Genomic DNA, 23,139 nt, shown 5'->3' with positions numbered 1-23,139 from the left:
GCGTGACTGGTTCCGAAGGACGGGCGCCCTGCGTCATCCTCAATGCGCCCCAACTGGCCGAGAACATCGGCGCGGTGGCGCGGGTGATGGCCAATTTCGGCCTGACGGACCTGCGTCTGGTGAACCCGCGTGACGGCTGGCCGCAGGAGCGCGCCTGGGCCAGCGCCTCGGGTGCCAACTGGCCGCTGGACGAGGCCAGGGTGTTCGAGCGCCTCGAGGACGCCATCGCCGACCTGCAACTGGTTTTCGCCACCACGGCCCGCCCGCGCGAAACGCGCCTGCCGGTGCTGACCCCGCGTGAGGCCGCCGGCCAGCTGTCCGCCGAGATCGCCCAGGGCCAGGCCGCCGGCCTGCTGTTCGGCGGCGAGCGCGCGGGGCTGGAGACCGATGACATCGCCCTTTGCCAGGCGATCATCTCCATTCCCATCGATGAGCGGTTCCGGTCCCTGAACCTGGCCCAGGCGGTGTCGATCAACGCCTATGAGTGGAAGATGACGGTGGACGACCGGCCGTGGTCGAAGTTCGAGCACAATGTCGAGCCGCCCGCCGACCAGGCCATGCTTATGGGCCTGTACGAGCATTTCGAGGAGGAGCTGGAGGCCGCCGGCTTCTATCACCCGCCCGAAAAGAAGCCGTCCATGATCCGCAACCTACGCGTCCCGCTGGCCCGCGCCCGCCTTACCGACCAGGAAGTCCGCACTTTCCGCGGCGTGGTCACCGCGTTGTCGAAAGGACGCGGCCGCGTGCTCGCCAAGCTGGCGGCGAAGAAGGCGGCCGAGAGGGGCGAGTAGGGCGCTTCTACCGCCGATACGCCAAAGGTCGCTTGACCTTGGCCGCCGGGTCCTCGAATTCCTCTGGGTCTGATCTGAACCGGAGACCGTCCCATGAAGACCCGCGCCGCCGTCGCCTTCGAGGCCAAGAAGCCGCTGGAGATCGTGGAGGTCGACCTGGAGGGGCCGAAGGCCTTCGAGGTTCTGGTGGAGATCAAGGCCACCGGCATCTGCCACACCGACGCCTACACCCTGGACGGTCTCGACAGCGAGGGCATCTTCCCCTCGATCCTGGGCCATGAGGGCGCGGGCGTGGTGGTCGAGGTGGGGCCGGGCGTGACCAGCCTCGCCGTGGGCGACCACGTGATCCCGCTCTACACGCCCGAATGCCGCCAGTGCAAAAGCTGCCTGAGCCGAAAGACCAACCTCTGCACCTCGATCCGCGCCACCCAGGGCAAGGGCCTGATGCCGGACGGCTCCAGCCGCTTCTCCTACAAGGGCCAGGCCATCGCCCACTACATGGGCTGCTCGACCTTCTCGAACTACACGGTCCTGCCCGAGATCGCGCTGGCCAAGATCCGGCCCGACGCCCCCTTCGACAAGGCCTGCTACATCGGCTGCGGCGTGACCACGGGCGTGGGCGCGGTGACCAACACCGCCAAGGTCGAGCCGGGCGCCAACGCCATCGTCTTTGGCCTGGGCGGCATCGGCCTGAACGTGATCCAGGGCCTGAAGATGGTCGGGGCCGACAAGATCATCGGCGTCGACATCAACGACTCCAAGGAAGAGTGGGGCCGCCGCTTCGGCATGACCCACTTCGTCAACCCGACCAAGGTGGACGGTGATCTGGTGGCCCATCTGGTCGCCCTGACAGACGGCGGCGCCGACTACACCTTCGATTGCACAGGCAACACCGGCGTCATGCGCACGGCGCTGGAGGCCTGCCATCGCGGCTGGGGCGAGAGCATCATCATCGGCGTGGCCGAGGCGGGGAAGGAGATCAGCACCCGTCCGTTCCAGCTGGTCACCGGCCGCGTCTGGAAGGGCAGCGCCTTCGGCGGCGCCCGCGGCCGCACCGACGTGCCGAAGATCGTCGACTGGTACATGGACGGGAAGATCGAGATCGACCCGATGATCACCCACGTCCTGCCGCTGGAGGACATCAACAAGGCCTTCGACCTGATGCACGCAGGCGAGAGCATCCGAAGCGTGGTGGTGTTCTAAGGGAGCAAGCCGGTGGTCGAGATCCTCAACACCCATCGCACCCAGGGCGGGACCCTGCGATATTGCCGTCACGACAGCGCCGCCACCGGCACGCCGATGAAGTTCTCGATCTGGACGCCGGAAGGAGAGGGACCCTTTCCCTACCTCGTCTGGCTGTCGGGCCTGACCTGCACCGAGGACAACTTCACCACCAAGGCCGGCGCCTACGCCTTCGCGGCCAAGCATGGCCTGGCCATCGTCGCGCCGGACACCAGCCCCCGGGGCGAGGGCGTGGCCGACGATCCGGCCTATGACCTGGGCCAGGGGGCGGGGTTCTATGTGGACGCCACCCAGGCCCCATGGACGCCGCACTTCAGCATGTATTCCTACGTGACGAAGGACCTGCTGGCCGCCGTGGACGGCGCGTTCCCGCTGGACCCATCGCGGCGGGGCGTATTCGGGCATTCCATGGGCGGGCACGGCGCCCTGACCATCGCCTTGAAGAACCCGGACCTGTTCAAGTCCGTCTCGGCCTTCTCGCCAATCGTCTCGCCGCTGAACTGCCCCTGGGGCGACAAGGCGCTGACCGCCTATCTTGGCGCTGACCGCGCCGCCTGGCGGGCCCATGACGCCACCGCCCTGATCGAGGACGCGGGCTCGCCGTTCGACGACATCCTGGTGGACCAGGGTCTGGCTGACACCTTCCTGGAAAGCCAGCTGAAGCCCGAACTGCTGGAAGCGGCCGCGGCCAGGGCCGGGGCGAAGGTCACCGTCCGCCGCCAGGACGGTTACGACCACAGCTACTTTTTCATCTCGACCTTCGTGGGTGACCATGTTGCCTGGCACGCCGAACGCCTGCTTGGTTGACTCTCCACCGCCCCTCCGTCATACACCCCGCTTTCCCGCCGCCGGCCCGCCGGACGGCGTCGAGATGTTTATGACGGACTGATGCGAAGCCGCCGTTGCGATCGCGCCTTCAATAGTGAAGAGCGCCGGCCCGCGTCGAGTAGAAGAGACGACCATGTCCAAGCGCCATAGCGCCAAGTACAAAATCGACCGCCGTATGGGCGAAAACATCTGGGGCCGTCCGAAGTCCCCGGTGAACCAGCGCCAGTACGGCCCCGGCCAGCACGGCCAGCGTCGTAAGTCCAAGATCTCCGATTTCGGCCTGCAGCTGCGCGCCAAGCAAAAGCTGAAGGGCTACTACGGCAACCTGACTGAAAAGCAGTTCGCCCGCACCTACGAGGAAGCCGCCCGCCGCAAGGGCAATACCTCGGAAAACCTGATCGGCCTGCTGGAATCGCGCCTGGACGCCATCGTCTACCGCGCCAAGTTCGTGCCGACCGTGTTCGCCGCCCGTCAGTTCGTGAACCATGGCCACGTGCTGGTGAACGGCAAGCGTGTCAACATTGCCTCCTACCGCGTGAAGGCGGGCGACGTGATCTCGGTGCGTGAGCGTTCGCGCAACATGGCGCTGGTGCTGGAAGCTCTGCAATCGTCGGAGCGCGACACCCCGGACTACATCACGCTGGACGCCAAGGCGATGTCCGCCACGTTCGTCCGCGCCCCGGAACTGGCCGAAGTGCCGTATCCGGTGAAGATGGAGCCGAACCTCGTGGTCGAATTCTACGCTTCGTAAGAAGCCGACCTCGAACTTCGAATACGGCAAGGGGCTCCGGGCGACCGGGGCCCCTTTTCCATTTCGGGTTCACACACATTGCCGGTTGTTCATTGGACACAGCGGGCTTTGCGAACGACTCTCGCTACAGTCTCAGGGGATGGGCTGTTCGATGAACAAGAAACTCGCCGCCATGGCCGCCGTCCTGGCCGTCGCTCCGCTGGCCGCCGGCTGCGTGATGATCGACGCCAAGGACACCCCCCACGTCCGCGTCTCGGTGGACGCCTCGGACGGCGAGATGGAGCGCCTGATGGCCTTCGTCGTGACCAGGGACTCGGTGATGGCCCGCGTCAACTCCAACGGCTGCACCAAGAAGGAAGACTTCGCCACGGTGGTCAGCAAGAATGGCGGCCGCGCCACCGTCGGGTTCGCGCGCAAGAGCGAGGACCGCTGCCGCAACGTGGTGGCCTCCACCGCCGACCTGACCTGGACCTTCGCCGAGCTGGGCCTGGAGCCGGGCGGCGAGGTGCGGGTGATCAACCCCTTCGCGGGCCGCTAAGCCGGCTAGTTGAAGCCTTGGGGTTTGGCGCTGTACTCCCACCACCAGGGGAAGGTCTTCAGCTTCAGCATCTTCTCCGACAGCAGGGGATAGTGGATCGCCGCCTCGTTGGTGTTCCCGAAGCCAAGGAAGCAGCGCTTGGCCTTCTCGTCGCAGATCAGCATGTTGTCAGTGCCGTCGTCGTGGCCGCCCTTGAAGAAGACGCGCCCCTTGGGTCCGTCATAGACCACCACGCCCAGACCCGCCGCCAGGGCCAGGCCAGAGGTGCCCGCGGGCGCCGTCTCGTCCGACAGGGTCGGAAACTGGCTGCGTGAGGTGATGGCGATCTGGGGCTTCAGGATCTCCGCCCGGGCGTGGGGCGACAGGCCCTCGCCACGCATGAAGCCGGCCACGAAGCGCGCATAGTCGTTGGGCGTGGTGTCCATGGAACCCGCCGCCCGGGTCGAACCACGCTTGCGATGGGGGATCATCGTGCCGTCTCGGGTGTAGCCCTGGGCCAGGTTGTCGGCGAAATCGGCGCGCCAGGTCATGCTGGTGCGGGTCATGCCGAAGCGGTCGAAGACGCGCGTCTGCATCTCCTTGCCCACGTCCAGGCCCACGCCTTCCTCCAGCACGAACTGGGCGAGGTTGATCCCCTCTCCGGAGTAGCCGTAGCGGCTCCCGGGCTCCCAGTGGAAGCGCAGCTTCTCATCCGGCTCCACGAAGCGGAAGTTGGCGAAGCCCGTGGTGTGGCTGAGCAGGATGCGCAGGGTCAGCTTGCGCCAGCGCTCGTCGCCCTTCAGATCGGCGTACTTCTCATAGTCGGGCAGGGGCTTCTTCAGATACCGGTCGATCGGCCAGTCCAGCTGGACGACGTTCTCATCCACCAGCTGCATGACCGTGTAGGCGAAGGCGAACTTGGTCAGGGACGCGCCGTACACGACCGTGTCGGCGGTCAGGGGCAGGCTCTTCTCCTCATCCCGCTTCCCGGCGACCCGCATCCGCGTCTTGTCCTCGCGGACTTCGGCGATCGCCATGCCGCCCTTGACGGTCTGGGCTTGAGCGGTGGTGGAGGCGGCGGCCATCAGGCCGAGCGTGAAAAGAATCGTGCGCATGGCGCGAGGATGCTGGCGACCTCGCGGCCGGGCAAATTAAACTCCCGTAGGCAGGGAGGGCGTCCATGGACCGCCGCAGTCTGATCCTTCTGGGCGCCTTGGCCCTGGCCGGCTGCGCCACGACGCGGCGAAGGGCGCCGCGCGCCAAGATCAGCCCCACGGACATCATCTTCCAGGCCCTGGAGCCGCTGGCGGCGGCCAGCGGCGGGCCGGAGGGCCTGACGATCCGAATGGCGGCCGGCGCTTGCTCGTCGAAGACAGGCATCGTCTTCCAGGTGGAGATGATCAACGGTGCGGCCTACGTCGCCTTCGCCCGGCGCAGGGTGGGCGGCTGCCTGGGCGAGACGCCCGGCGTGGAAATTGTTTTCAGTCGTCAGGAGCTGGGCGTGCCGCCGCAAGCGACTCTTTTCCTGCTGAACCCGATCGACGGCGGCTGAAAGACGCGGCGCTAGAGCGTGAACCGTTCGACCATCCAGTCAGGCACACGTGCCGGCCGGCGGGTCTCGATGTTGACCAGGGCCCAGTCGGTGCGGCTCTGGGCGCACATCTCGCCGTCAGGGCCGTTGATGCGGACATAGCGCTCGAAGCGCGGACCCTTCAACTCACCGACCCACGTGAGGACCGTGGCGGTCTCGCCGGGCAGCAGCTCGCGGCGGTAGTCGATCTCGTGCCGGCGGGCCACCCAGGTCCAGGGCGCGCGCTCCTCGGCAGAGGTGTTGGCTTCCCAATGGGCGATGGCGATGTCCTGCGCCCAGCGCAGATAGACCACGTTGTTCACGTGGCCGTTGGCGTCGATGTCGTCATCGGCCGCCGTGATGGTGAGGGGAAAGGCGCCCGCGGGCGCCTCGAACGCCCGGCTCACGCCGCCAGAACGCCCTGTTCCGCCAGGAAGGGACGCAGTTCGCCCGTCTGGAACATCTCGCGGACGATGTCGGCGCCGCCGACGAACTCGCCCTTCACATAGAGCTGCGGAATGGTCGGCCAGTCGGTGAAGGTCTTGATGCCGTCGCGCAGCTCGTCGCTCTGCAGGACATCCACGCCGACGAAGTCGACGCCCAGGTGATCGAGGATCTGCACCACGACCGACGAGAAGCCGCAGCGCGGCTGTTCCGGAACGCCCTTCATGAACAGCACCACCTGGTTGTCAGCCACGGTCTTGGCGATGAAGGCGTGAACGGCGTTGTCGGCGACGTCGGTCATCGAAAAATATCCTTGAATTCCAAGCCCCTCAGCTAGGCGCCAAGGGGCTCCGGGTCAAGACGCTGCGGCGCTATTGCGCCGGCGCCGAGGTTTCCAGCGCCAGGGCGTGCAGCTCGCCGCCCAGCACATCGGCCAGCGCCTTGTTGACCAGCTGATGCTGCCGTACGCGAGGCAGGCCCTTGAACTGCTCCGAGACGATCTTGGCCTTGTAGTGGTCGCCGTCGCCGGCCAGGTCCGTGATCACGATCTCGGCGTCTGGAAAAGCGGCGCGCAGGCGGCCTTCAAGAACGTCGGCGGGCATGGGCATGAAAAGTCTCCTTAGTCCGCGATGGCGTCGTAGCCGGCGCCGGTGAACTGCAGCAGGCAAAAGCCGTGGCCGAACGGGTCGGCGAACAGGGCCAGCCGGCCGTAGGGGGTGTCTTCCGCCGCCTGCTCCACCTTGGCCCCCGCCGCCACGGCGCGGGCGCTGGCGGCGTCCACGTCCTCGACGATGAAGTCCAGGTGGACCGGCGACCAGTGGCGCTCATAGCGCCGACGCTCGTCCGCTGCGCCGACGCTGCCGGCGGCCTTCTTGAGCAGGTAGATGGGCGACGAGCCGCCGGTCATCTCCACCGCCATCTTCCCGAACCGCCGCGCGACCGTAAGGCCGAGCCCGTCGCGGTAGAAGGCCGTGGCGGCCTCCAGATCGGGGACGTCGATGTTGACCAGCAGCTGCAACCGTCAGGCGCCCATGTACCTGGGCATCCAGCCTTCGTGGGTGTCGCGCAGTTTCGGCAGCGGGATCGAGAACAGGCCTTCCGACGCGAAGTCGTAGCCGCCCGCCTTGCCGACGATGCTGGCGTGCAGGCCGGCGGCCTCGGCGCGGGCCAGGATGTCCTGCGGATCGGGCGTGGCGACCAGGTAGCGGGCCTGGTCCTCGCCGAACAGGAACGGGTGGGCATGGGCGGCCGAGGTGGCCTTCAGGGTCACGCCGACGTCGGAGGCCAGGGCCATCTCCGCCGCGCCGACGGCCAGGCCGCCGTCCGACAGGTCGTGGACGCAGGTGATCGCGCCTTCCTGGATCAGGCCGCGCACGAAGTCGCCCGTGCGGCGCTCCAGCGCCAGGTCGACCGGCGGCGGGGAGCCTTCCTCGCGGCCCAGGATTTCGCGCAGATACAGGCTGGCGCCCAGGTGGCCATGATTCTGGCCGATGACGATCAGGCTGTCGCCGTCGCCCAGGGCGGCGAAACCGGCGGCCAGGTCGTAGTTGGCCAGAAGGCCCACCGCGCCCACCGTCGGGGTCGGCGGAATGGCGACGCCGTTGGTCTCGTTATAGAGGCTGACATTGCCGCTCACGACCGGAAACTCCAGTTCGCGGCAGGCCTCGGCCATGCCTTCGATGGCGCGGACGATCTGGCCCATGATCTCGGGCCGTTCCGGGTTGCCGAAGTTCAGGTTGTCGGTGATGGCGATGGGGTCCGCCCCGACCGCGGTCAGGTTGCGCCAGGCTTCCGCCACCGCCTGCTTGCCGCCCTCGAACGGGTCGGCCTGCACATAGCGCGGCGTGCAGTCGGAGGTGACCGCCAAGCCCTTGTCGGTGCCGTGAACGCGCACGACGCCGGAGTCAGCGCCCGTGGCGCTGTCCTCGACCGTGTCGGCCATGACGTGGCGGTCGTATTGCTCCCAGAGCCAGCGCTTGGAGGCCACGTCCGGGCAGGACATGATCTTCAGAACCGCATCTTCCCAGTTGGTGGGCGCAGGGACGGTGGCCGGATCGATGTGTTCGCCGATCGCGGGCTGGACCCACGGGCGGTCATAGAGCGGCGCGTCGTCGAACAGCGGGGCCAGCGGCAGGTCGCACACCACCTCGCCGTGATGCCTCAGGATCATGCGGCCGGTGTCGGTGGTCACGCCGATGACGGCGGCGTCCAGGCCCCATTTCTCGAAGATGGCGTAGCCGTCGGCCTCACGGCCTGGCTTCAGGACCGCCAGCATGCGCTCCTGGCTTTCCGACAGCATCATCTCGTAGGCGCTCATGCCCTCTTCGCGCTGGGGCACGGCGTCCATGTTCAGCTCGATGCCCACGCCGCCCTTGCCGGCCATCTCGACCGACGAGGAGGTCAGGCCCGCGGCGCCCATGTCCTGAATGGCGGCGACCGCGCCGCTGGCCATCAGCTCAAGCGTGGCCTCGATCAGCAGCTTTTCGGCGAAGGGATCGCCGACCTGGACGGTCGGGCGCTTCTCTTCCGAATCCTCGGTGAACTCGGCCGAGGACATGGTCGCGCCGTGGATGCCGTCGCGGCCGGTCTTGGAGCCGAAATAGACCACCGGCAGGCCCGCCGCCGGGGCGGCCGAGTAGAAGATCTTGTCGGCGTCGGCCAGGCCCACGCACATGGCGTTGACCAGGATGTTGCCGTTGTAGCCGGGGTGGAAGTTGGTCTCGCCCGCCACGGTGGGCACGCCGACGCAGTTGCCATAGCCGCCGATGCCGGCGACCACGCCCTGCACCAGGCGCTTGGTCTTGGGATGCTCCGGGTCGCCGAAACGCAGTGCGTTCAGCAGGGCGATCGGACGCGCGCCCATGGTGAACACGTCGCGCATGATGCCGCCCACGCCCGTGGCCGCGCCCTGATAGGGTTCGATGTAGGACGGGTGGTTGTGGCTCTCCATCTTGAAGATCACAGCCTGACCATCGCCGATGTCCACGACGCCGGCGTTCTCGCCCGGGCCGCAGATCACCTTGGGCCCGGTGGTCGGGAACTTGCCCAGGTGCTTGCGCGAGGATTTGTAGGAGCAGTGCTCGCTCCACATCACCGAGAAGACGCCCAGCTCCACAAGGTTGGGCTCCCGGCCCAGACGCTTGAGGACGAGCTCGTACTCCTCGCGCTTGAGGCCGAATTCGAGGGCCGTATCGGCCATGGACTTTTGGGCGGTCGCGGTCATGGGCGCCTTCTATCGCGGGTCGGCGGTTTGCGCCATTCCGTAAGAAAGCCAGCTGCGCATTAGGAACAGGCCAGAGTCGGGTCCGTTAGCCTTATGCGCCCGTCGAGAGGGCGCTCATCAAAGGGAGACCCAAGATGCAGAACAACAACGAACAGAATCGTCGCCCCGACCAGCAGCAGAACGATCCGCAGCGGTCCAATCCCGGCCAGCAGAACCAGCAGGGCCGGGAGCGCGAGCGGCAGCAGGGGCAGCAGCCCGGACAGGGCCTGAACCAAGGCCTTGATACAGGCGCGATCCAGCCCGGCAAGACCAGCCAAGGCGACGACGCCAACCGCTGATGCGGTCTGAGATGTTCCAAAAGGAAAGGGCCGGAGCGGATGCTCCGGCCCTTTTCTTTGGATCGCGCTGATCCGCGATCAGACGCTGTTCATCACGCTTTGGAAGAGCAGCGCGCCATCCGCCGAGCCCAGCTCCGGCTCGAAGGCCCGGTCCGGGTGGGGCATGATGCCCAGCACATTGCCCTTGGGGTTCATGATAGCCGCGATGTCGCGGGCCGAACCATTGGGGTTGTCCTGGTACTTGAAGACCACCAGGCCCTCGCCCTCCAGGCGGTCCAGGGTCTCCTCGTCGGCGAAGTAGTTTCCTTCACCGTTGCCGATGGTCATGGTCGCATCGCGCTGGCCCTGGAAGGCGGCGGTGAAGCGCGTCTGGGCGTTGACGATGTCCAGGCCCACCGGCTTGCAGATGTACTTCAGCTTCTCATTGCGCAGCAGGGCGCCAGGCAGGAGGCCCGCCTCGGTCAGCATTTGGAAGCCGTTGCAGATGCCAACGACAGCCACGCCGCGGTCGGCGGCGGCGATCACTTCGCGCATCACCGGGCTCTGCACGGCCATGGCCCCGCAACGCAGATAATCCCCGTAGGAGAACCCGCCGGGCAGGACGATCAGGTCCAGATCGTCCGGCAGGGACGTATCCTTGTGCCAGACCATGTCCACCTGCGCGCCGGTGGAGCGTTCGACGGCGACCTTGCAGTCGCGATCACAGTTGGATCCGGGGAAGACGACAACGGCGGCTTTCATGGCGCGGGCGTTTAGCACCGTTCTTCGCGCCTGTCAGGACATCTAGACCGCTTTCAGTCCCCGCACCTCCGCCAGCACGGCGTCCACGTCCGCTGGCGTGTTCATGATGCTGGGCGTCAGGCGCACGTGCTGCACGGCGTAAGGGGCCGCCGAGGCGATCACGCGGCGCTGGCGCAGGGCGTGGACGGTCTCGTTCGCCGATTGCCCCGCGACGTCGAAAGACACGATGCCGGCCGACAATCCGGGCTGACGGGGCGTGATCAGGCGCACATGCGGCATGGCCGCCAGGCCCTCCTTCAGTTGGCTAGCCAGTTCGGTGGTCCGGTTGGCGACATTGGCCTTGCCGATCTTGTCGTGGAAATCGACGGCCGCGGGGATCGCCCAGATGTGTTCGAACGCCTTGAAGCCGCCGGGCGACATCAGGACGCCGTTGGTCTGGTCGGGCAGGGGGCCGTTGTTGATCCAGGCGCCCCAGGCGCTGCTGTCCACGAAGCTGGGGATGGTGGGACGCAGCGCCGCCCAACCCTTGTCGTTGGCGGCGATGACGCCGGTGCCGCGCGGACCGAACAGCCACTTGTGGCAGCCGGCCACGAAGATGTCGCAGCCCAGCGTGTTCATGTCGGCGTCCTGGTTGCCGAAGCCATGGACGCCATCGAGCACCAGGATGATCTGGTCAGGCTCCTGGCGGCCGGCGTTCACCGCCTTCAGGGCGTTGGAGATCGCCGCCACCGGGATTTTCAGACCGGTGCTGGAATGCACCCAGGTCAGGGCCAGGACCCGCGTGCGCGGGGTGATCGCCCCCATAAGCCGCCCGACCATCTGGGCTTCCGACACCGCGTTGATGTCGTCGTAGAGCGAGATGCGCTTGATCTGCGCCCCGTTGCGCACGGCGGCGTGGCGCAGGGACTCATGGGTGACGTAGTAGTCCTGGTGCGTGGTCAGAATCTCATCGCCGGGACGCAGCTTCAGGCCCGAATAGACAAGGGCCGCGCCCATGGTGGTGCTGTCGGTCAGGGCGATCTGCCTGCCTTCCACGCCCAGGTACCGGCCCGCCGCCGCGCGGCTGTAGCCCTGGAGGCGGCGGTTGTTGTCCTCAAGATAGGTGACCGGCCGCCAGTCCAGTTCACGGCGGAACTGATCGATCGCCGCACGCACCGGCTTGGGGTGCGTGGCGATCAGCATGGCGCTCATGTTGATCTGGTCGGGCGCGGTCTGGAACTGTCCGCGGACGGCCCCCCAGTCCGGCGTCGACGGGGCGGCCGCCGGAAGGGCTTGCGTGACCGCTTCCTGGGCCGCGGCCGCGCTCGCGGCCATGGCGACACCCGCCCCGAACAGAAAATCCCGACGCGCGACGCTCATCGCACCAGCCTCCCAAACGTCGGCCAGCCGCCGACGTGGCTGCAAACGCGCGTCAGCCGGCCGCGTTCACGGCCAAGCTTTCACGGTCGCGCGGTTGTGAGCGCTCAGGCGGCCCGTGGCTGGACAGCGCCGCGCGCCGCCCAGATGGCTCCCGTGACAAACGGAAGGATCAGCAGCACGAACAGCAGCGCGGTCGACAGAAGCCCTGGCACGGTGAGGTACTCGCCGAACTGGATGCTGTTGCTGGCGGGGTCGGTGATGGCGGTGCGCAGCCAGGGGCCGCCCAGGATGATCGCCAGCGCGCCGCAGACGGCCGAGACCACCCACAGCAGGGGACCGGAACGGCGGGTCACGGCGATATAGGCGGCGGCCACGCCGCCCAGCAGGACCGGGCCGGCCAGAAGGGTGACCGCCAACCCCTTTTCAGCGGTCAGATAGCCGAAGACGTAGCCCATGTAAGCGGGGTCGACGGCGCCCCGGAACGGCGCGGCGGAGTTCAGCGCCGCCGCCAGCAGGCAGGCGAAGGAGGCGATCAGGCCGACGGGCGACCAGCGGCGGCGAAACGCCAGAACCAGCCACCCGGCGAAGAGAGCCGCCGAGACGGCGAGCGCGAAAAGACCCCAGTTCATGTGGACCCCGTGACGTCATTGGATGAAGGGGTCAACTGCCGCGAAGAACGATGTTATGCAAATTAAGTTGCTGTAAGCGTTGTCGAAGCCGCCCGATACGTCAGGCGCAGCGATCAAGCACCGGCTCGACGCTGGTTTCCGCGTCCGGAGCGGGAAAAGGGCTCCAGAAGGTGAAGGCCTCGGCGGTCGGGCCCTTCTCGGCGATGAGCTCCAGCTTCGCCTTCGCTTCCTCGACGGTCGGGCGATGGCCGGCCGGGACCCACCACAAGGCCTGGAAGTTCTCCATGTGCTCGAACCATTCCGCCCGGCGGCGCATGATCTGCACGTGGCCGCTGCGATAGACGAACGCTCCCAGATGGGCGACGTCCTTCCAGACCGACATGTTGGGAATGATCAGGGGATCTTCGTAGGGGGACAGGTCAGTGGCGTTGTCGCCATAGCCCTTCAGCCGCCAGATGAAGCCGGGCGACGCCTCCGCCAGGGCGTTGATGCGGTCGAGGTTGTCGACGAAGTCCTTGATCAGCGGCGAGTCGAGCGGCGCCTTCAGGCGGCCGACATTGACCTGGGCCAGTTCGTACTTGGTCGTCATGGAATACCCCTCCGTCGTCGCCATCGAACATGGTGTGGCGAAACCGGGAAGGAAGAGCCGTTCGTCGCAAGCCCATATCGTTGAAAAGGGCGCGCGCAGGCGAGTGGGGCGGCCGCGAGGGCCGCCCAGGGCCCTTAGGCCAGTTCGATGCGGTAGCTTTCGATGACCGTGTTGGCGAGCAGCTTCTCGCACATGGACTTCACCTCGGCCTCGGCGTCGGCGCCGTCGGCCACGTCAAACTCGATGGTCTTGCCGACACGCACGTTCTTGACGTCCGCCCAGCCCAGGCCGTGCAGGGCGCCTTCGACGGCCTTGCCCTGAACGTCCAGGACGCCGGGCTTCAGGAAGACGTGGACCTTGGCTTTCATGAGTACGCTTTCGATCTTCGTTTAGTGGACGCCGCCCTGAATCACCGTGGGCATCTCTTTCATGATGCCGAGGCGACGGGCGACTTCGGTGTAGCTTTCGATGACATTGCCCAGATCGCGGCGGAAGCGATCCTTGTCCAGCTTTTCATTGGTGGCGGTGTCCCACAGGCGGCAGCTGTCGGGGCTGATCTCGTCGGCCAGGATCACCCGGCTGAAGTCGCCCTCATAGATGCGGCCGAACTCGATCTTGAAGTCCACGAGGGTGATGCCGACCGCGCCGAACATCCCCGACAGGTAGTCGTTCACCCGCAGGGCCATGGCCATCATGTCGTCGATCTCCTGGGTCGCGGCCCAGTTGAACGCCGTGATGTGCTCCTCGGCCACCATCGGATCGCCCAGCTTGTCGTCCTTCAGGTAGAATTCGATGATCGAGCGCGGCAGGGCGGTGCCTTCGGCCAGGCCCAGGCGCGTGGACAGGCTGCCGGCCGCCACGTTGCGGACCACCACCTCCAGCGGGATGATCTCGACTTCCTTGATCAGCTGCTCGCGCAGGTTCAGGCGGCGGATGAAGTGGTTTTGCACACCGATCGAGTTCAGGCGCGTCATCACATATTCGCTGATGCGGTTGTTGATGACGCCCTTGCCTTCGAGGATGGCCTTTTTCTGGGCGTTGAAGGCGGTGGCGTCGTCCTTGAAGTACTGGATCAGGGTGCCCGGCTCGGGACCCTCGTACAGAATCTTGGCCTTGCCTTCGTAGATCTTCTTGCGGCGGGTGGTCATTTTTTCCCCACGGGGGTTTTGCGGCGCTTTGAGGAAACAAAAAGCGCGCGCGGCGGGAATTGCTGCGCGCGCGGCTCCGACTCAAGGCCGCTCAGGTCGATTTTCGGCGCGGAAATTACCCGAATGACGCGTCCGGCGCAAACCGCGACGAAATGGGAGCAAGGGTTGCGATTGCTCCTCGCCCCGGCGCGGGCTATGGAGCCGCCTTAACAAGGCTTTACGGAATACCCATGACCACCTTTGACGACCGCGAGCAGGCTTTTGAGCGCAAGTTCGCCCTGGACGCCGAACAGGAGTTCAAGGCCAGTGCTCGCCGCAACCGCCTGCTGGGCGAGTGGGCCGCGGGTCTTATGGGCCTGGCCACCGTCGAGGAATACGCCAAGGCCGTGGTGAAGTCCGACTTCGAGCAGCCGGGCGACGAAGACGTCCTGCGCAAGGTTTTCGAGGACCTGAAGGGCGCGGGCCTGGCGGTTTCCGAAGGCGAGGTCCGCCAGAAGATGGACGAGCTGATGGCCGTGGCACGCGAGCAGATCCGCGGCGAGTAAAGCCCAGCGCACCCATGCGAATCGAAACGGCCGGCATCCAGCGCCGGCCGTTTTGCTGTCCGGTCCGTCTCGTTCAGGCCGACTTGAACGGCGGATCGTTGCGCAGCCAGCCCACGATCGAGTGGCGGGGCGCGCCGGCATAGGCCGCCACCGGCGCCACCGAATGGGCGCGCGGGACCTTGAAGATGCTGAGAACATTGAAGCCGGGCGTCAGGCCGCGCTCGATCTGGCCGTCCGCGTCGTGGAACAGCAACTGGCCGCCCCAGTCCGGCCGCCAGCGGCGCGTGAAGCCCAGGGTGTAGGCGGCGCGCCGCTCCCCCTGGCCCGTGTCGTCATGCAGGGAGAGGAAGTCGCCCTGGCGATAGAAGCTGGCCTGGGCGTCGGCCTTGGTGATGTCGCTGCGGCCGATGACGTTTTGGCCGAAATCGAGGAACTCGCGAGAATTCAGCCATTCGGTGACGTCATGGATGGGCAGGGTGGGCTCCTTGCCGTCCAGCAGCCCGCTGATCATCGGGTAGCACAGATAGACGTAGGCGAAGTTCTCGGTCGCCCGGCGCACCGTCTCCTGGACCTTGGCGGTCAGGGTCTCGCGCGGCATGCGGGCGAGGGTCGGCTGGTCCAGCACCTCCTCGGTCCCCTGAGCGTTGGACAGGGCCAGCCGCCAGGGCGTGCCCCGCTCCAGGATCTGCGCCACCGCCTCGGCGGTCTCCCGCGAGAGGATATCGGGAATCTGGACCACGCCCTCGCGGGCATAGGTCTCGGCGTAAGGCCGCCAGTCGATAGCCGGGTTGAGGCGAAAGGCGGCGGCCATGAGCCTATTGCTTCCCGAACACCCGGTCGAAGATCACGTCGACGTTCTTGGTGTGGTAGCCGTAGTCGAACAGCTCCTCGAGGACGCTGTCGGACAGGGCCTTCGAGACCACGGGATCGGCCTTGAGGAAGTCGATGAAGCGGCCTTCGCCGCGCCAGACCTTCATGGCGTTGCCCTGGACCGCCGCATAGGCGTCTTCGCGGCTGACGCCTTCCTGGGTCAGGGCCAGCATGACCCGCTGCGAGAAGACCAGGCCCCCGAGCTTGTCGAGGTTCCTGGCCATGTTGTCCGGATAGATGTTGAAGCGCTCGATCACCCCGGCCAGGCGGCGCAGGGCGAAGTCCAGGTGGATGGTGGCGTCCGGACCAATGCCGCGCTCGACGGACGAGTGGCTGATGTCGCGCTCATGCCAGAGGGCCACGTTCTCCATGGCCGGCGTTACCGCCGAGCGGACCAGGCGGGCCAGGCCCGTCAGGTTCTCGGTCAGGATCGGGTTGCGCTTGTGCGGCATGGCCGACGAGCCCTTCTGGCCCGGGTCGAACGGCTCTTCGGCCTCCAGCACCTCGGTGCGCTGCAGATGGCGGATTTCGGTGGCCAGGCGCTCGACCGACGAGGCGACCACGCCCAGGGCCGCGAAATAGGCGGCGTGGCGGTCACGGGGGATCACCTGGGTCGAGACCGGCTCGACGGCCAGGCCCATCTTGTCGGCCACGTGCTGCTCCACGCGCGGATCGACATTGGCGAAGGTGCCCACGGCGCCGGAGATCGCGCAGGTGGCGATCTCGAACTTGGCCATGGCCAGGCGTTCCTTGGCGCGCTGGAACTCGGCGTAGTAGCCGGCCAGCTTCAGGCCGAAGGTGATGGGCTCGGCGTGGATGCCGTGGCTGCGGCCCACGCAGACGGTCATCTTGTGCTCCATGGCCCGGCGCTTCAGCGCGGCCAGGACCAGGTCCACGTCTTCCAGCAGAAGGTCGGTGGCGCGCGAAAGCTGCACGGCGAAGCAGGTGTCCAGCACGTCCGAGCTGGTCATGCCCTGGTGCAGGAAGCGGGCTTCCGGACCGACCACTTCAGACACGTGGGTCAGGAAGGCGATCACGTCATGCTTGGTGGTGCGCTCGATCTCGTCGATGCGGTCGCTGTCCCACACGGCGTCCTTTCCGCCGGCCCAGATGGCCTCGGCGGCGGCCTTGGGGATGGTCCCCAGTTCGGCCATGGCGTCGGCCGCGTGGGCCTCGATTTCGAACCAGATCTGGTACTTCGTCTGGGGAGACCAGATGTCGGCGGCTTGCGGGCGGGAATAACGAGGGATCATGGCGTCCGCTTCGTCCGCGAGCGCCCGCGAGTCAACCCCGTCAGGCCGGGAAGTTCACCAGCGAGGGGTCATCCCGCAGCCAGCCGGTGACCGAGATGCGCGGCGCCTTGGCGTAGGGCGCCACATAGGCGACCGAGTGGGCCTTGGGCACCTTGAACAGCGTCAGCACGTTGAAGCCGGGCGCCAGGCCCCGCTCCACATCGCCAGCCGCGTCGTGGAACAGCAGCTGGCCGCCCCAGTCGGGCCGCCAGCGGCGGGTGAAGCCCAGGGTCATGGCCGCGCGGCGGGTGTCGTTGGTGTGGCTGTCGTCATGCACGGTCAGGAAGTCGCCGGGACCGTAGCGCGACGCCATGATCGAGCTGCTCTTCACCGTCGGCGCGCCGATCACCTTGCGGCCGAAATCCAGGAACTCCTCGCTGTTCATGAACTCGGTCAGGCGGGCGATGGGGTGGCCCGGGTCGCGCGGATACTCGTCCAGCAGCGAATAGGTCATGTGCAGGAAGGCGAAGCCCTCGGCTCCGCGCTGGGTCATCTGCCGCAGGTACTCGTTGATCTTCTGCTGGCCGACCTGCTCGTACTGCGCACGATCGATGATGTGGGTCTTGCCGTTCGGGTCGGTGACCATGATCGACCACTGGATCTTGGTCTCCAGGATCTGAGCGGCCTCCTCGGCCACGTCGGCGGGCAGGAAGTCGGCGATCTGGACATAACCGTCGCGCTCAAACGCTTCCGCATAGGGCGCGGGGTCGAGGTCTGCGCGCATGCGCGGCTTCAGATCGGCCATGGTGGGCTCCCCAAACTCAAGGGCGCCCACTTCAGCCGTGGGCGCCCCCGAGTCAAGTTCACGCCTCGCCGCGCGCGGCCTTCAGGTCCTTCGACAGGCCGATGGCGCCAAGTCCGTAGTGCAGCGCCGCCCAGGCGTAGAGCAGGACAGTGGTGACCTGGCCATGCTGGGTGCCCTTGGCGACAGAGGCCTTGCAGGCCGCGTCCAGGGCGGCTGCCGCACCCTCCGCCGCCTTGCCGCCGGGGCACAGGGTCTTGAAGTCGCCCAGGTTCAACGCGGCGAACTGCTGGGTGCTGAACAGGTCGATGATCCAGCCGGTGAACACCGGCCCGCCGCCCAGGGCGATCAGGTTCAGCACGAAGAACAGCAGGGCCGTGGCGGTCGCCCGCATGCGCGGCTCCACCAGGTTGTGCATCACGCCGAAGGTCGGTGCGAGGTAGGTGTAATGGAAGACGCCCGGCACGATCAGGATCATCGCCGCGGTGGTCCAAGCCGCCGCCGAATAGCCGGCCACATAGAGCGGGGTGGAGATCGCAAGCCCGATGGCGGGCACGAGCGCGTACCACATGCCGCTGCGCTTGCCCGCCCAGTCGGTCAGGAAGCCGCCCAGCAAGGTGCCGATCCCCGCCGACACGCCGCCGATGGCGCCGAAGATCAGGCCGGCCTGGGCGAAGCTGAGGCCGAAGTTGCGCAGGAAATAGGGGACCGCGAAGGCGCCCGCGCCATAGGCCGCGAAGGACGCGATGGTCACCCCGATGGTCATGTTGATGAACGACCACTTGGTGAAAAGTCGCTTGGCCACCATGCCGATGGACGGCGGCGGCGTCGCATCCACCGCCACATCCTCGGGCGACGCTGGCTCTACCGTTTGTTCGGACCATCCGCGCGGCGGCTCCTTGATCGCCAGCTTGACGATGAGGGCCAGAAGCACGCCGGGCAGGCCGACGATGACGAAGGCCAGGCGCCAGGACAGGTTCTCGGCGATCCAGCCGCCGGCCATGGCCCCGAACATGGTCCCCAGCGGGATGCCGAAGGAATAGATCGCCAGCGCCGAGGAGCGCTTCTGGGCGGGATAATAGTCGCTGATCAGCGAATGGGCGGGCGGCGAGCAGCCGGCCTCGCCGACCCCGACCCCAACCCGGAACAGCAGCAACTGCAGGAAATTCTGCGCCATGCCGCAAAGGGCGGTGAAGCCCGACCATATCACCAGGCAGACGCTGATGATCGTCACCCGGTTCTTCCGCTCTGCCAGACGGGCGATCGGAATGCCAAGCGTGGTGTAGAGGATGGCGAAGGCGAACCCCTGCAGCAGGCCCAGCTGCGTGTCGGACAGGTTCAGGTCCGTCTTGATGGCCTGCCCGATGGTGCCGATGATCGTCCGGTCGATGAAGTTGACCGTGTAGACCAGCAGCAGCAGCGCCAGGACCGTCCCGCGATAACCGCTTGAATACTGCGGGCGGCCCCGCGTCGTCGCCTCGTTCGCCAAGCCCGTCACTCCCTTGATGATTTTTGGTTCTAGCCGACCATCTCTTCGCGGATGGTCTTGCGCGCCTGCCAGAACAGCACGAAGGCGATCAGGCCGAACAGGGTCGAGATGATCAGCGCCCAGCGCACGCCCTCGGCCTCGCCCATGCCGAAGGGGCCCGCCAGCACGTCGCTGAGGATGCCCACCGCCACGGGACCGAGGCCCAGGCCCACCAGGTTGATGATGAACAGCAGCACCGCCGAGGCCGTGGCACGCATGTGCGGCTCCACGATGCTCTGGGCGGTGGCGTAGACGGGGCCATACCACAAGGTGCCCAGCACGGCCGGCACCGCCAGGATGACGATGGCGGCGGCGGCGCTGTCGACCAGCACCCCGAAGATATAGACCGGAATGGTGATCAGGCTGGCGATGGCCGGCACCACCACATAAGCGCGCAGGTCCCTGGCCCCCAGCTTGTCCGCCAGCACCCCGCCGAACCAGGCGCCGAAGACGCCGGCGGTGCCGGCGATCAGGCCCAGGGCCAGGCCAAGAAAGCCCGCCGACTTCAGGCCAAACCCGGCCGCCAGCTCGGCGATCTCCTGGGTGTGGTTGCGGAAGAAGAACGAGGCGGTGAAAGGCGCGTGGCCATAGCCAACGAACGCCTTGATCGAGGCGGCGAAGGCCACCAGCCAGAAGGTCTTCTTGCCCATCAGCACGGCGAGCGCCGCCTTGGTGCTGATCTGCGCCGCCGCCCGGGCGGCGATGTCGGCGGTCAGCTTCTTGCGCGGCTCCACCAGGGTGAAGGCCGCCACCAGCGCCATCAGCACGCCGGGCGCGCCGGCGACCAGGAAGGCGGCCCGCCAGCCGTAGTGGTCGGCGACCAGACCGCCCATGGCCATGCCCAACAGGGCGCCGAGCGGCGTGCCGATGGAATAGAAGGCGATGGCCGAGGCTCGCTTCTCCTTGGGCACATAGTCGGTGATCAGCGAGTGGGCGGGCGGCGAGCAGCCGGCTTCGCCGATGCCGACGCCGATGCGGGCCAGGACCAGTTGCCAGAAATTCTGCGCCGCGCCGCACGCCATGGTGAAGAGGCTCCAGGCCCCGACGGAGGACGCGATGATCAGCGGACGGTTGGCCTTCTCGGCATACCGGGCGATCGGAATGCCCAGGATCGTATAGAAGATGGCGAAGGCCAGGCCGGTCATCATGCCCAGCTGCCAGTCGGCCAGGCCAAGATCGCGCTTGATAGGCTCCGCCAGGATGTTGATCACCTGCCGGTCCAGGAAATTTAAGGTGTAGATGACCAGGAGAAGGCTGAGGGCGTAGCGACGATAACCCGCCGAAACGGCGCCGAGCGGCGACGGGACGGCCTGGTTCGAGGCGGGGGCAGGGGCCCCGACGACGGAGTCCGCCATTCCATACTCCTCCCTTTAAAACGCTTGTTCTAATCGTTGTGCGCACCCTAGCCCCAAGCCGAGCGGATGCGCCACCCCCTTTGCGGCAAGGCGTGGCGATGAGACCCTCAAGTTAGGTCAAGGTTGTCGTGTTCTGATCGTGCTGAGGCTGACGAATTTCAGCGCACGGCTGTAACCTTTGGCGCGGATGGCCCGTAACTAGGTCGAAGCGGAGATCGAAATGCTGATCCGGAACGGCCGTGGCCTCACCGAAAATGACGTCACCCCTCACGAGATTTATCTGCGCCGGCGCGAGTTCATGGCCGCCGGGCTCGCTGCGGGCCTGGGCCTCGCTGGCGGGGCCGCTGCCGCCCCCCTCGCGTTCAGGCCATCAAAGTGGTCCACGGACGAGAAACGGACGAAGCTCGAGGACATCACCGGCTACAACAACTTCTACGAGTTCGGCGTCGACAAGGACGATCCGGCCAAGAACGCCGGCCGCCTGAAGACCAGTCCCTGGACGATCCAGATCGAGGGCGAATGCGCCAAGCCGGGCCGCTATACCCTCGAAGACATCCTCAAGACGGCCCCGCTGGAGGAGCGCATCTATCGCCTGCGCTGCGTCGAGGGCTGGTCCATGGTCATCCCGTGGATCGGCTTTCCGCTCGCCGCCCTGATCGGCCGGGTGCAGCCGACCTCGAAGGCCAAGTTCGTTTCGTTCGAGACGCTGATGCGGCCGGACCAGATGATCGGTCAGCGCAGCCCCTATCTCGATTGGCCATACCGCGAGGGCCTGCGCATCGACGAGGCGGTCAATCCGCTGACCATCATGGCGGTCGGCCTTTACGGCCAGACCCTGCCGAACCAGAACGGCGCGCCGATCCGCCTGGTCGTTCCCTGGAAATACGGGTTCAAGAGCATCAAGTCGGTGGTGAAGATCCGCCTGCAGGAAACCCAGCCCAAGACCACCTGGCAGATGCTGAACGCCCGCGAGTACGGCTTCTATTCCAACGTCAATCCGGCGGTGGACCACCCGCGCTGGTCACAGGCCAATGAGCGGCGCATCGGGGAATTTCGGCGTCGCGAGACCTTGCTGTTCAACGGTTACGGCGATCAGGTCGCCTCGATGTACCGCGGCATGGACCTTCGGAAGTTCTATTGATGGACCGAAAGACCCGCGACCGGATCGTCTATTGGGCGGTCTGGCTGGCCTGCTTCGCGCCCTTTGTCTGGCTGGCGGCCCAGGCCGCTCTAGGCGAACTGGGCGCCAATCCGATCGAGCGACTGATCCGGCAGCTCGGCGTCTGGGGGCTGCGCCTGCTGATCGTCGGCCTGGCGATCACGCCGGCGGCGCGCATCTTCCGACAGCCGCGCCTGATCCGCTTTCGCCGGACCATCGGCCTGTTCGCCTTCGCCTATGTGTCGGCGCATCTGCTGACCTATGTGGGCGTCGACCAGTATTTCGATCTGGCGGCGGTCTGGCGCGACATCCTCAAGCGGCCGTTCATCACCCTGGGGATGCTGGGCTTCGTGCTGCTGATCCCGCTGGCGGTCACGTCCACAAACGGCATGATCCGGCGGCTCGGCCCGCAGGCGTGGCGTCGGCTGCACTGGCTGATCTACGCCATCGTGCCGCTGGGCGTGGTCCACTACTACCTGCTGGTGAAGGCCGACCACCGGCCGCCGCTGGTCTACGGCGCGATCGTCCTGGCCCTGCTGGGCTGGCGCGTCGTGGAGCGCCTCAGGAGCCTTCGTCCGTCCTAGCCACGGTCTGCGGCTTGGCGGCGGGCTTGGGATCATTGGCCTTGTCGGTCCAGCCCGGCGGCGTGCCCAGGCGCTCGCCGATGAAGCCGGCCAGGCCGGGCTTCTCGCCGAACACAGCGCACTGCGGATCATCGCCCTTGCGCTCTTCCCAGGTCCGCTTCGGCGCGGACTTGAAGGGGTCGGAATGGCGGACGACCATACGGCCCATGTCGCGGCCGAAGGCCTCCGACAGCTCATAGGCGTCGCCGATCTTCGACAGGCGAGGGTTGGTGGTGAAGGCGTCGGCGCCGCGCGCCCACATCATCGCCGCCACCTGACGGCCCGAGGCGTCCTTCACTTCCGACTCCCCGGCCAATGAGCCCATGCCCACGGGCAGGCGGGGGGTGAACGGAATGGGTGACAGGGCAGAGGCGGCCATGGAGGCGCCGGCCAGACCCCCCTCGGTCTTCTCCAGGTGCGTGATCGTCGTGTTGACGGTCAGGTCCGCCCGCGCGCCGTCCGGCACGATGTCATAGCGCTCGGCCACCCGGTCGCACAGGGTGCGGTTCAGAGCGGCGGACACCAGGGCCTTTTGCTCCTCGGTCAGCTCGGCGGCCACTTCGGGGGAAAAGGACGCGGGTGCGATGCGGGCGGTTTTGGCCTGGGCCAGGGCGGCGGCGTCATAGCGGATGCGCGCCTTGGTGCGCGGGCCCTCGGCCTCGGCCAGGCCGTCGTAGGAGGCGAGATTGCCGCCGGGCTTCAGGGGCGCGCTGGCGCAGGCGGCCACGCTGAACAGCAAGGCCGTGACGGCGGCGGATCGAAGAAGAATAGCGGAGCAGCGCATGGGAACAGCCCTTGTTTCGCCAGCTAAACATCAGCCGCGATAGGATGTTCCGCAGGTTCAGTGTCTTTCTG

At 66.8% G+C, this 23,139-nt stretch carries 28 protein-coding genes; 10 read left to right on the top strand and 18 right to left on the bottom strand.

Features of this window, described 5'->3' with window-relative positions:
- Window positions 1-2 precede the first annotated feature (2 nt).
- From P7B02_RS14185 to P7B02_RS14165, 5 genes are all read left to right on the top strand, one after another.
- Window positions 3-791, top strand: a complete 789-nt coding sequence (locus P7B02_RS14185; protein ID WP_277786992.1) for an RNA methyltransferase — start codon at window positions 3-5, stop codon at window positions 789-791.
- 93 nt (window positions 792-884) lie between these two features.
- A complete protein-coding gene (locus tag P7B02_RS14180) occupies window positions 885-1,994 on the top strand; it encodes an S-(hydroxymethyl)glutathione dehydrogenase/class III alcohol dehydrogenase (protein WP_277786991.1) in 1,110 nt (369 codons plus the stop codon).
- Window positions 1,995-2,006: 12 nt separating this feature from the next.
- Window positions 2,007-2,840, top strand: coding sequence for an S-formylglutathione hydrolase (gene fghA / locus P7B02_RS14175; protein ID WP_277786990.1), 834 nt, complete (start codon window positions 2,007-2,009; stop codon window positions 2,838-2,840).
- 154 nt (window positions 2,841-2,994) lie between these two features.
- Window positions 2,995-3,612, top strand: a complete 618-nt coding sequence (gene rpsD, locus P7B02_RS14170; RefSeq protein WP_277786989.1) for a 30S ribosomal protein S4 — start codon at window positions 2,995-2,997, stop codon at window positions 3,610-3,612.
- 151 nt (window positions 3,613-3,763) lie between these two features.
- Window positions 3,764-4,150 (top strand): hypothetical protein, encoded by a 387-nt coding sequence (locus P7B02_RS14165; RefSeq protein ID WP_277786988.1) that lies wholly within the window; start codon window positions 3,764-3,766, stop codon window positions 4,148-4,150.
- A 5-nt stretch (window positions 4,151-4,155) separates the two neighbouring features.
- On the opposite strand, the gene P7B02_RS14160 is transcribed toward P7B02_RS14165, so the two are convergent.
- On the bottom strand, window positions 4,156-5,244 hold the full coding sequence (locus P7B02_RS14160) for a serine hydrolase domain-containing protein (RefSeq protein WP_277786987.1): 1,089 nt from the start codon (window positions 5,242-5,244) through the stop codon (window positions 4,156-4,158).
- Between the two features lie 65 nt (window positions 5,245-5,309).
- Between P7B02_RS14160 and P7B02_RS14155 the strand changes: the two genes are divergently transcribed.
- Entirely contained in the window at window positions 5,310-5,681 is a 372-nt protein-coding gene (locus P7B02_RS14155) for a hypothetical protein (protein WP_277786986.1), read from the top strand.
- 11 nt (window positions 5,682-5,692) lie between these two features.
- Here the strand turns inward: P7B02_RS14155 and P7B02_RS14150 are convergent, their stop codons facing one another.
- The 5 genes from P7B02_RS14150 to purL all read right to left on the bottom strand — a co-directional run bounded on the left by P7B02_RS14150 (window position 5,693) and on the right by purL (window position 9,366).
- On the bottom strand, window positions 5,693-6,106 hold the full coding sequence (locus P7B02_RS14150; protein ID WP_277786985.1) for an acyl-CoA thioesterase: 414 nt from the start codon (window positions 6,104-6,106) through the stop codon (window positions 5,693-5,695).
- Window positions 6,103-6,444: a Grx4 family monothiol glutaredoxin gene (gene grxD / locus P7B02_RS14145; protein ID WP_277786984.1), complete on the bottom strand. Its 342-nt coding sequence runs from the start codon at window positions 6,442-6,444 to the stop codon at window positions 6,103-6,105. Before grxD ends, P7B02_RS14150 begins: the two co-directional genes overlap by 4 nt.
- A 70-nt stretch (window positions 6,445-6,514) precedes the next feature.
- On the bottom strand, window positions 6,515-6,751 hold the full coding sequence (locus tag P7B02_RS14140) for a BolA family transcriptional regulator (protein ID WP_277786983.1): 237 nt from the start codon (window positions 6,749-6,751) through the stop codon (window positions 6,515-6,517).
- 11 nt (window positions 6,752-6,762) lie between these two features.
- Window positions 6,763-7,161: a VOC family protein gene (locus P7B02_RS14135; protein WP_277786982.1), complete on the bottom strand. Its 399-nt coding sequence runs from the start codon at window positions 7,159-7,161 to the stop codon at window positions 6,763-6,765.
- A gap of 3 nt (window positions 7,162-7,164) precedes the next feature.
- Window positions 7,165-9,366 (bottom strand): phosphoribosylformylglycinamidine synthase subunit PurL, encoded by a 2,202-nt coding sequence (gene purL / locus P7B02_RS14130; protein WP_277786981.1) that lies wholly within the window; start codon window positions 9,364-9,366, stop codon window positions 7,165-7,167.
- A 134-nt stretch (window positions 9,367-9,500) separates the two neighbouring features.
- Here purL and P7B02_RS14125 point away from each other — a divergent pair, with 134 nt between their 5' ends.
- Window positions 9,501-9,704 carry a hypothetical protein gene (locus P7B02_RS14125; RefSeq protein WP_277786980.1) on the top strand — a complete coding sequence of 68 codons (204 nt, stop codon included), beginning with the start codon at window positions 9,501-9,503 and terminating at the stop codon, window positions 9,702-9,704.
- A 78-nt stretch (window positions 9,705-9,782) separates the two neighbouring features.
- Here the strand turns inward: P7B02_RS14125 and purQ are convergent, their stop codons facing one another.
- The 6 genes from purQ to purC all read right to left on the bottom strand — a co-directional run bounded on the left by purQ (window position 9,783) and on the right by purC (window position 14,170).
- Entirely contained in the window at window positions 9,783-10,445 is a 663-nt protein-coding gene (gene purQ, locus P7B02_RS14120) for a phosphoribosylformylglycinamidine synthase subunit PurQ (protein WP_277786979.1), read from the bottom strand.
- Window positions 10,446-10,487: 42 nt separating this feature from the next.
- On the bottom strand, window positions 10,488-11,804 hold the full coding sequence (locus P7B02_RS14115) for an aminotransferase class V-fold PLP-dependent enzyme (protein WP_277786978.1): 1,317 nt from the start codon (window positions 11,802-11,804) through the stop codon (window positions 10,488-10,490).
- Between the two features lie 104 nt (window positions 11,805-11,908).
- Entirely contained in the window at window positions 11,909-12,433 is a 525-nt protein-coding gene (locus tag P7B02_RS14110; RefSeq protein WP_277786977.1) for a hypothetical protein, read from the bottom strand.
- Between the two features lie 100 nt (window positions 12,434-12,533).
- A complete protein-coding gene (locus tag P7B02_RS14105; RefSeq protein ID WP_277786976.1) occupies window positions 12,534-13,022 on the bottom strand; it encodes a DUF3291 domain-containing protein in 489 nt (162 codons plus the stop codon).
- A gap of 134 nt (window positions 13,023-13,156) precedes the next feature.
- Complete coding sequence (purS, locus tag P7B02_RS14100) at window positions 13,157-13,390, bottom strand: phosphoribosylformylglycinamidine synthase subunit PurS (protein ID WP_277786975.1); 234 nt, start codon at window positions 13,388-13,390, stop codon at window positions 13,157-13,159.
- 21 nt (window positions 13,391-13,411) lie between these two features.
- A complete protein-coding gene (purC, locus tag P7B02_RS14095) occupies window positions 13,412-14,170 on the bottom strand; it encodes a phosphoribosylaminoimidazolesuccinocarboxamide synthase (RefSeq protein WP_277786974.1) in 759 nt (252 codons plus the stop codon).
- Window positions 14,171-14,400: 230 nt separating this feature from the next.
- Here purC and P7B02_RS14090 point away from each other — a divergent pair, with 230 nt between their 5' ends.
- Window positions 14,401-14,715 carry a DUF1476 domain-containing protein gene (locus tag P7B02_RS14090; protein ID WP_277786973.1) on the top strand — a complete coding sequence of 105 codons (315 nt, stop codon included), beginning with the start codon at window positions 14,401-14,403 and terminating at the stop codon, window positions 14,713-14,715.
- A gap of 73 nt (window positions 14,716-14,788) precedes the next feature.
- Here P7B02_RS14090 and P7B02_RS14085 read toward each other — a convergent pair whose 3' ends face one another.
- From P7B02_RS14085 to P7B02_RS14065, 5 genes are read right to left on the bottom strand one after another with little or no spacing between them, the layout of a single operon-like run.
- Window positions 14,789-15,526 carry a 2OG-Fe(II) oxygenase gene (locus P7B02_RS14085; RefSeq protein ID WP_277786972.1) on the bottom strand — a complete coding sequence of 246 codons (738 nt, stop codon included), beginning with the start codon at window positions 15,524-15,526 and terminating at the stop codon, window positions 14,789-14,791.
- 4 nt (window positions 15,527-15,530) lie between these two features.
- The gene (purB, locus tag P7B02_RS14080) at window positions 15,531-16,838 is read right to left on the bottom strand and encodes an adenylosuccinate lyase (protein ID WP_277786971.1); all 1,308 of its coding nucleotides are present in this window, start codon (window positions 16,836-16,838) and stop codon (window positions 15,531-15,533) included.
- Between the two features lie 40 nt (window positions 16,839-16,878).
- Entirely contained in the window at window positions 16,879-17,622 is a 744-nt protein-coding gene (locus P7B02_RS14075) for a 2OG-Fe(II) oxygenase (RefSeq protein WP_277786970.1), read from the bottom strand.
- Window positions 17,623-17,680: 58 nt separating this feature from the next.
- On the bottom strand, window positions 17,681-19,108 hold the full coding sequence (locus tag P7B02_RS14070) for a spinster family MFS transporter (protein ID WP_277786969.1): 1,428 nt from the start codon (window positions 19,106-19,108) through the stop codon (window positions 17,681-17,683).
- 29 nt (window positions 19,109-19,137) lie between these two features.
- Window positions 19,138-20,502, bottom strand: a complete 1,365-nt coding sequence (locus P7B02_RS14065; protein WP_277786968.1) for a spinster family MFS transporter — start codon at window positions 20,500-20,502, stop codon at window positions 19,138-19,140.
- Window positions 20,503-20,722: 220 nt separating this feature from the next.
- Between P7B02_RS14065 and msrP the strand changes: the two genes are divergently transcribed.
- Both msrP and msrQ read left to right on the top strand, forming a co-directional pair.
- Window positions 20,723-21,643: a protein-methionine-sulfoxide reductase catalytic subunit MsrP gene (msrP, locus tag P7B02_RS14060; protein WP_277786967.1), complete on the top strand. Its 921-nt coding sequence runs from the start codon at window positions 20,723-20,725 to the stop codon at window positions 21,641-21,643.
- Window positions 21,643-22,245: a protein-methionine-sulfoxide reductase heme-binding subunit MsrQ gene (gene msrQ, locus P7B02_RS14055; protein WP_277786966.1), complete on the top strand. Its 603-nt coding sequence runs from the start codon at window positions 21,643-21,645 to the stop codon at window positions 22,243-22,245. Before msrP ends, msrQ begins: the two co-directional genes overlap by 1 nt.
- Here msrQ and P7B02_RS14050 read toward each other — a convergent pair.
- Window positions 22,223-23,068, bottom strand: a complete 846-nt coding sequence (locus P7B02_RS14050; protein WP_277786965.1) for a DUF3313 domain-containing protein — start codon at window positions 23,066-23,068, stop codon at window positions 22,223-22,225. The two genes, msrQ and P7B02_RS14050, sit on opposite strands and share 23 nt — an antisense overlap.
- Between the last annotated feature and the right edge of the window lie 71 nt (window positions 23,069-23,139).

The sequence above is a fragment of the Caulobacter segnis genome, from assembly GCF_029543125.1.
GTDB lineage: Bacteria > Pseudomonadota > Alphaproteobacteria > Caulobacterales > Caulobacteraceae > Caulobacter > Caulobacter segnis_D.
The sequence above is the reverse complement of the archived record's forward strand: the minus strand, read 5'-3'. Positions and strand labels throughout refer to the sequence as shown.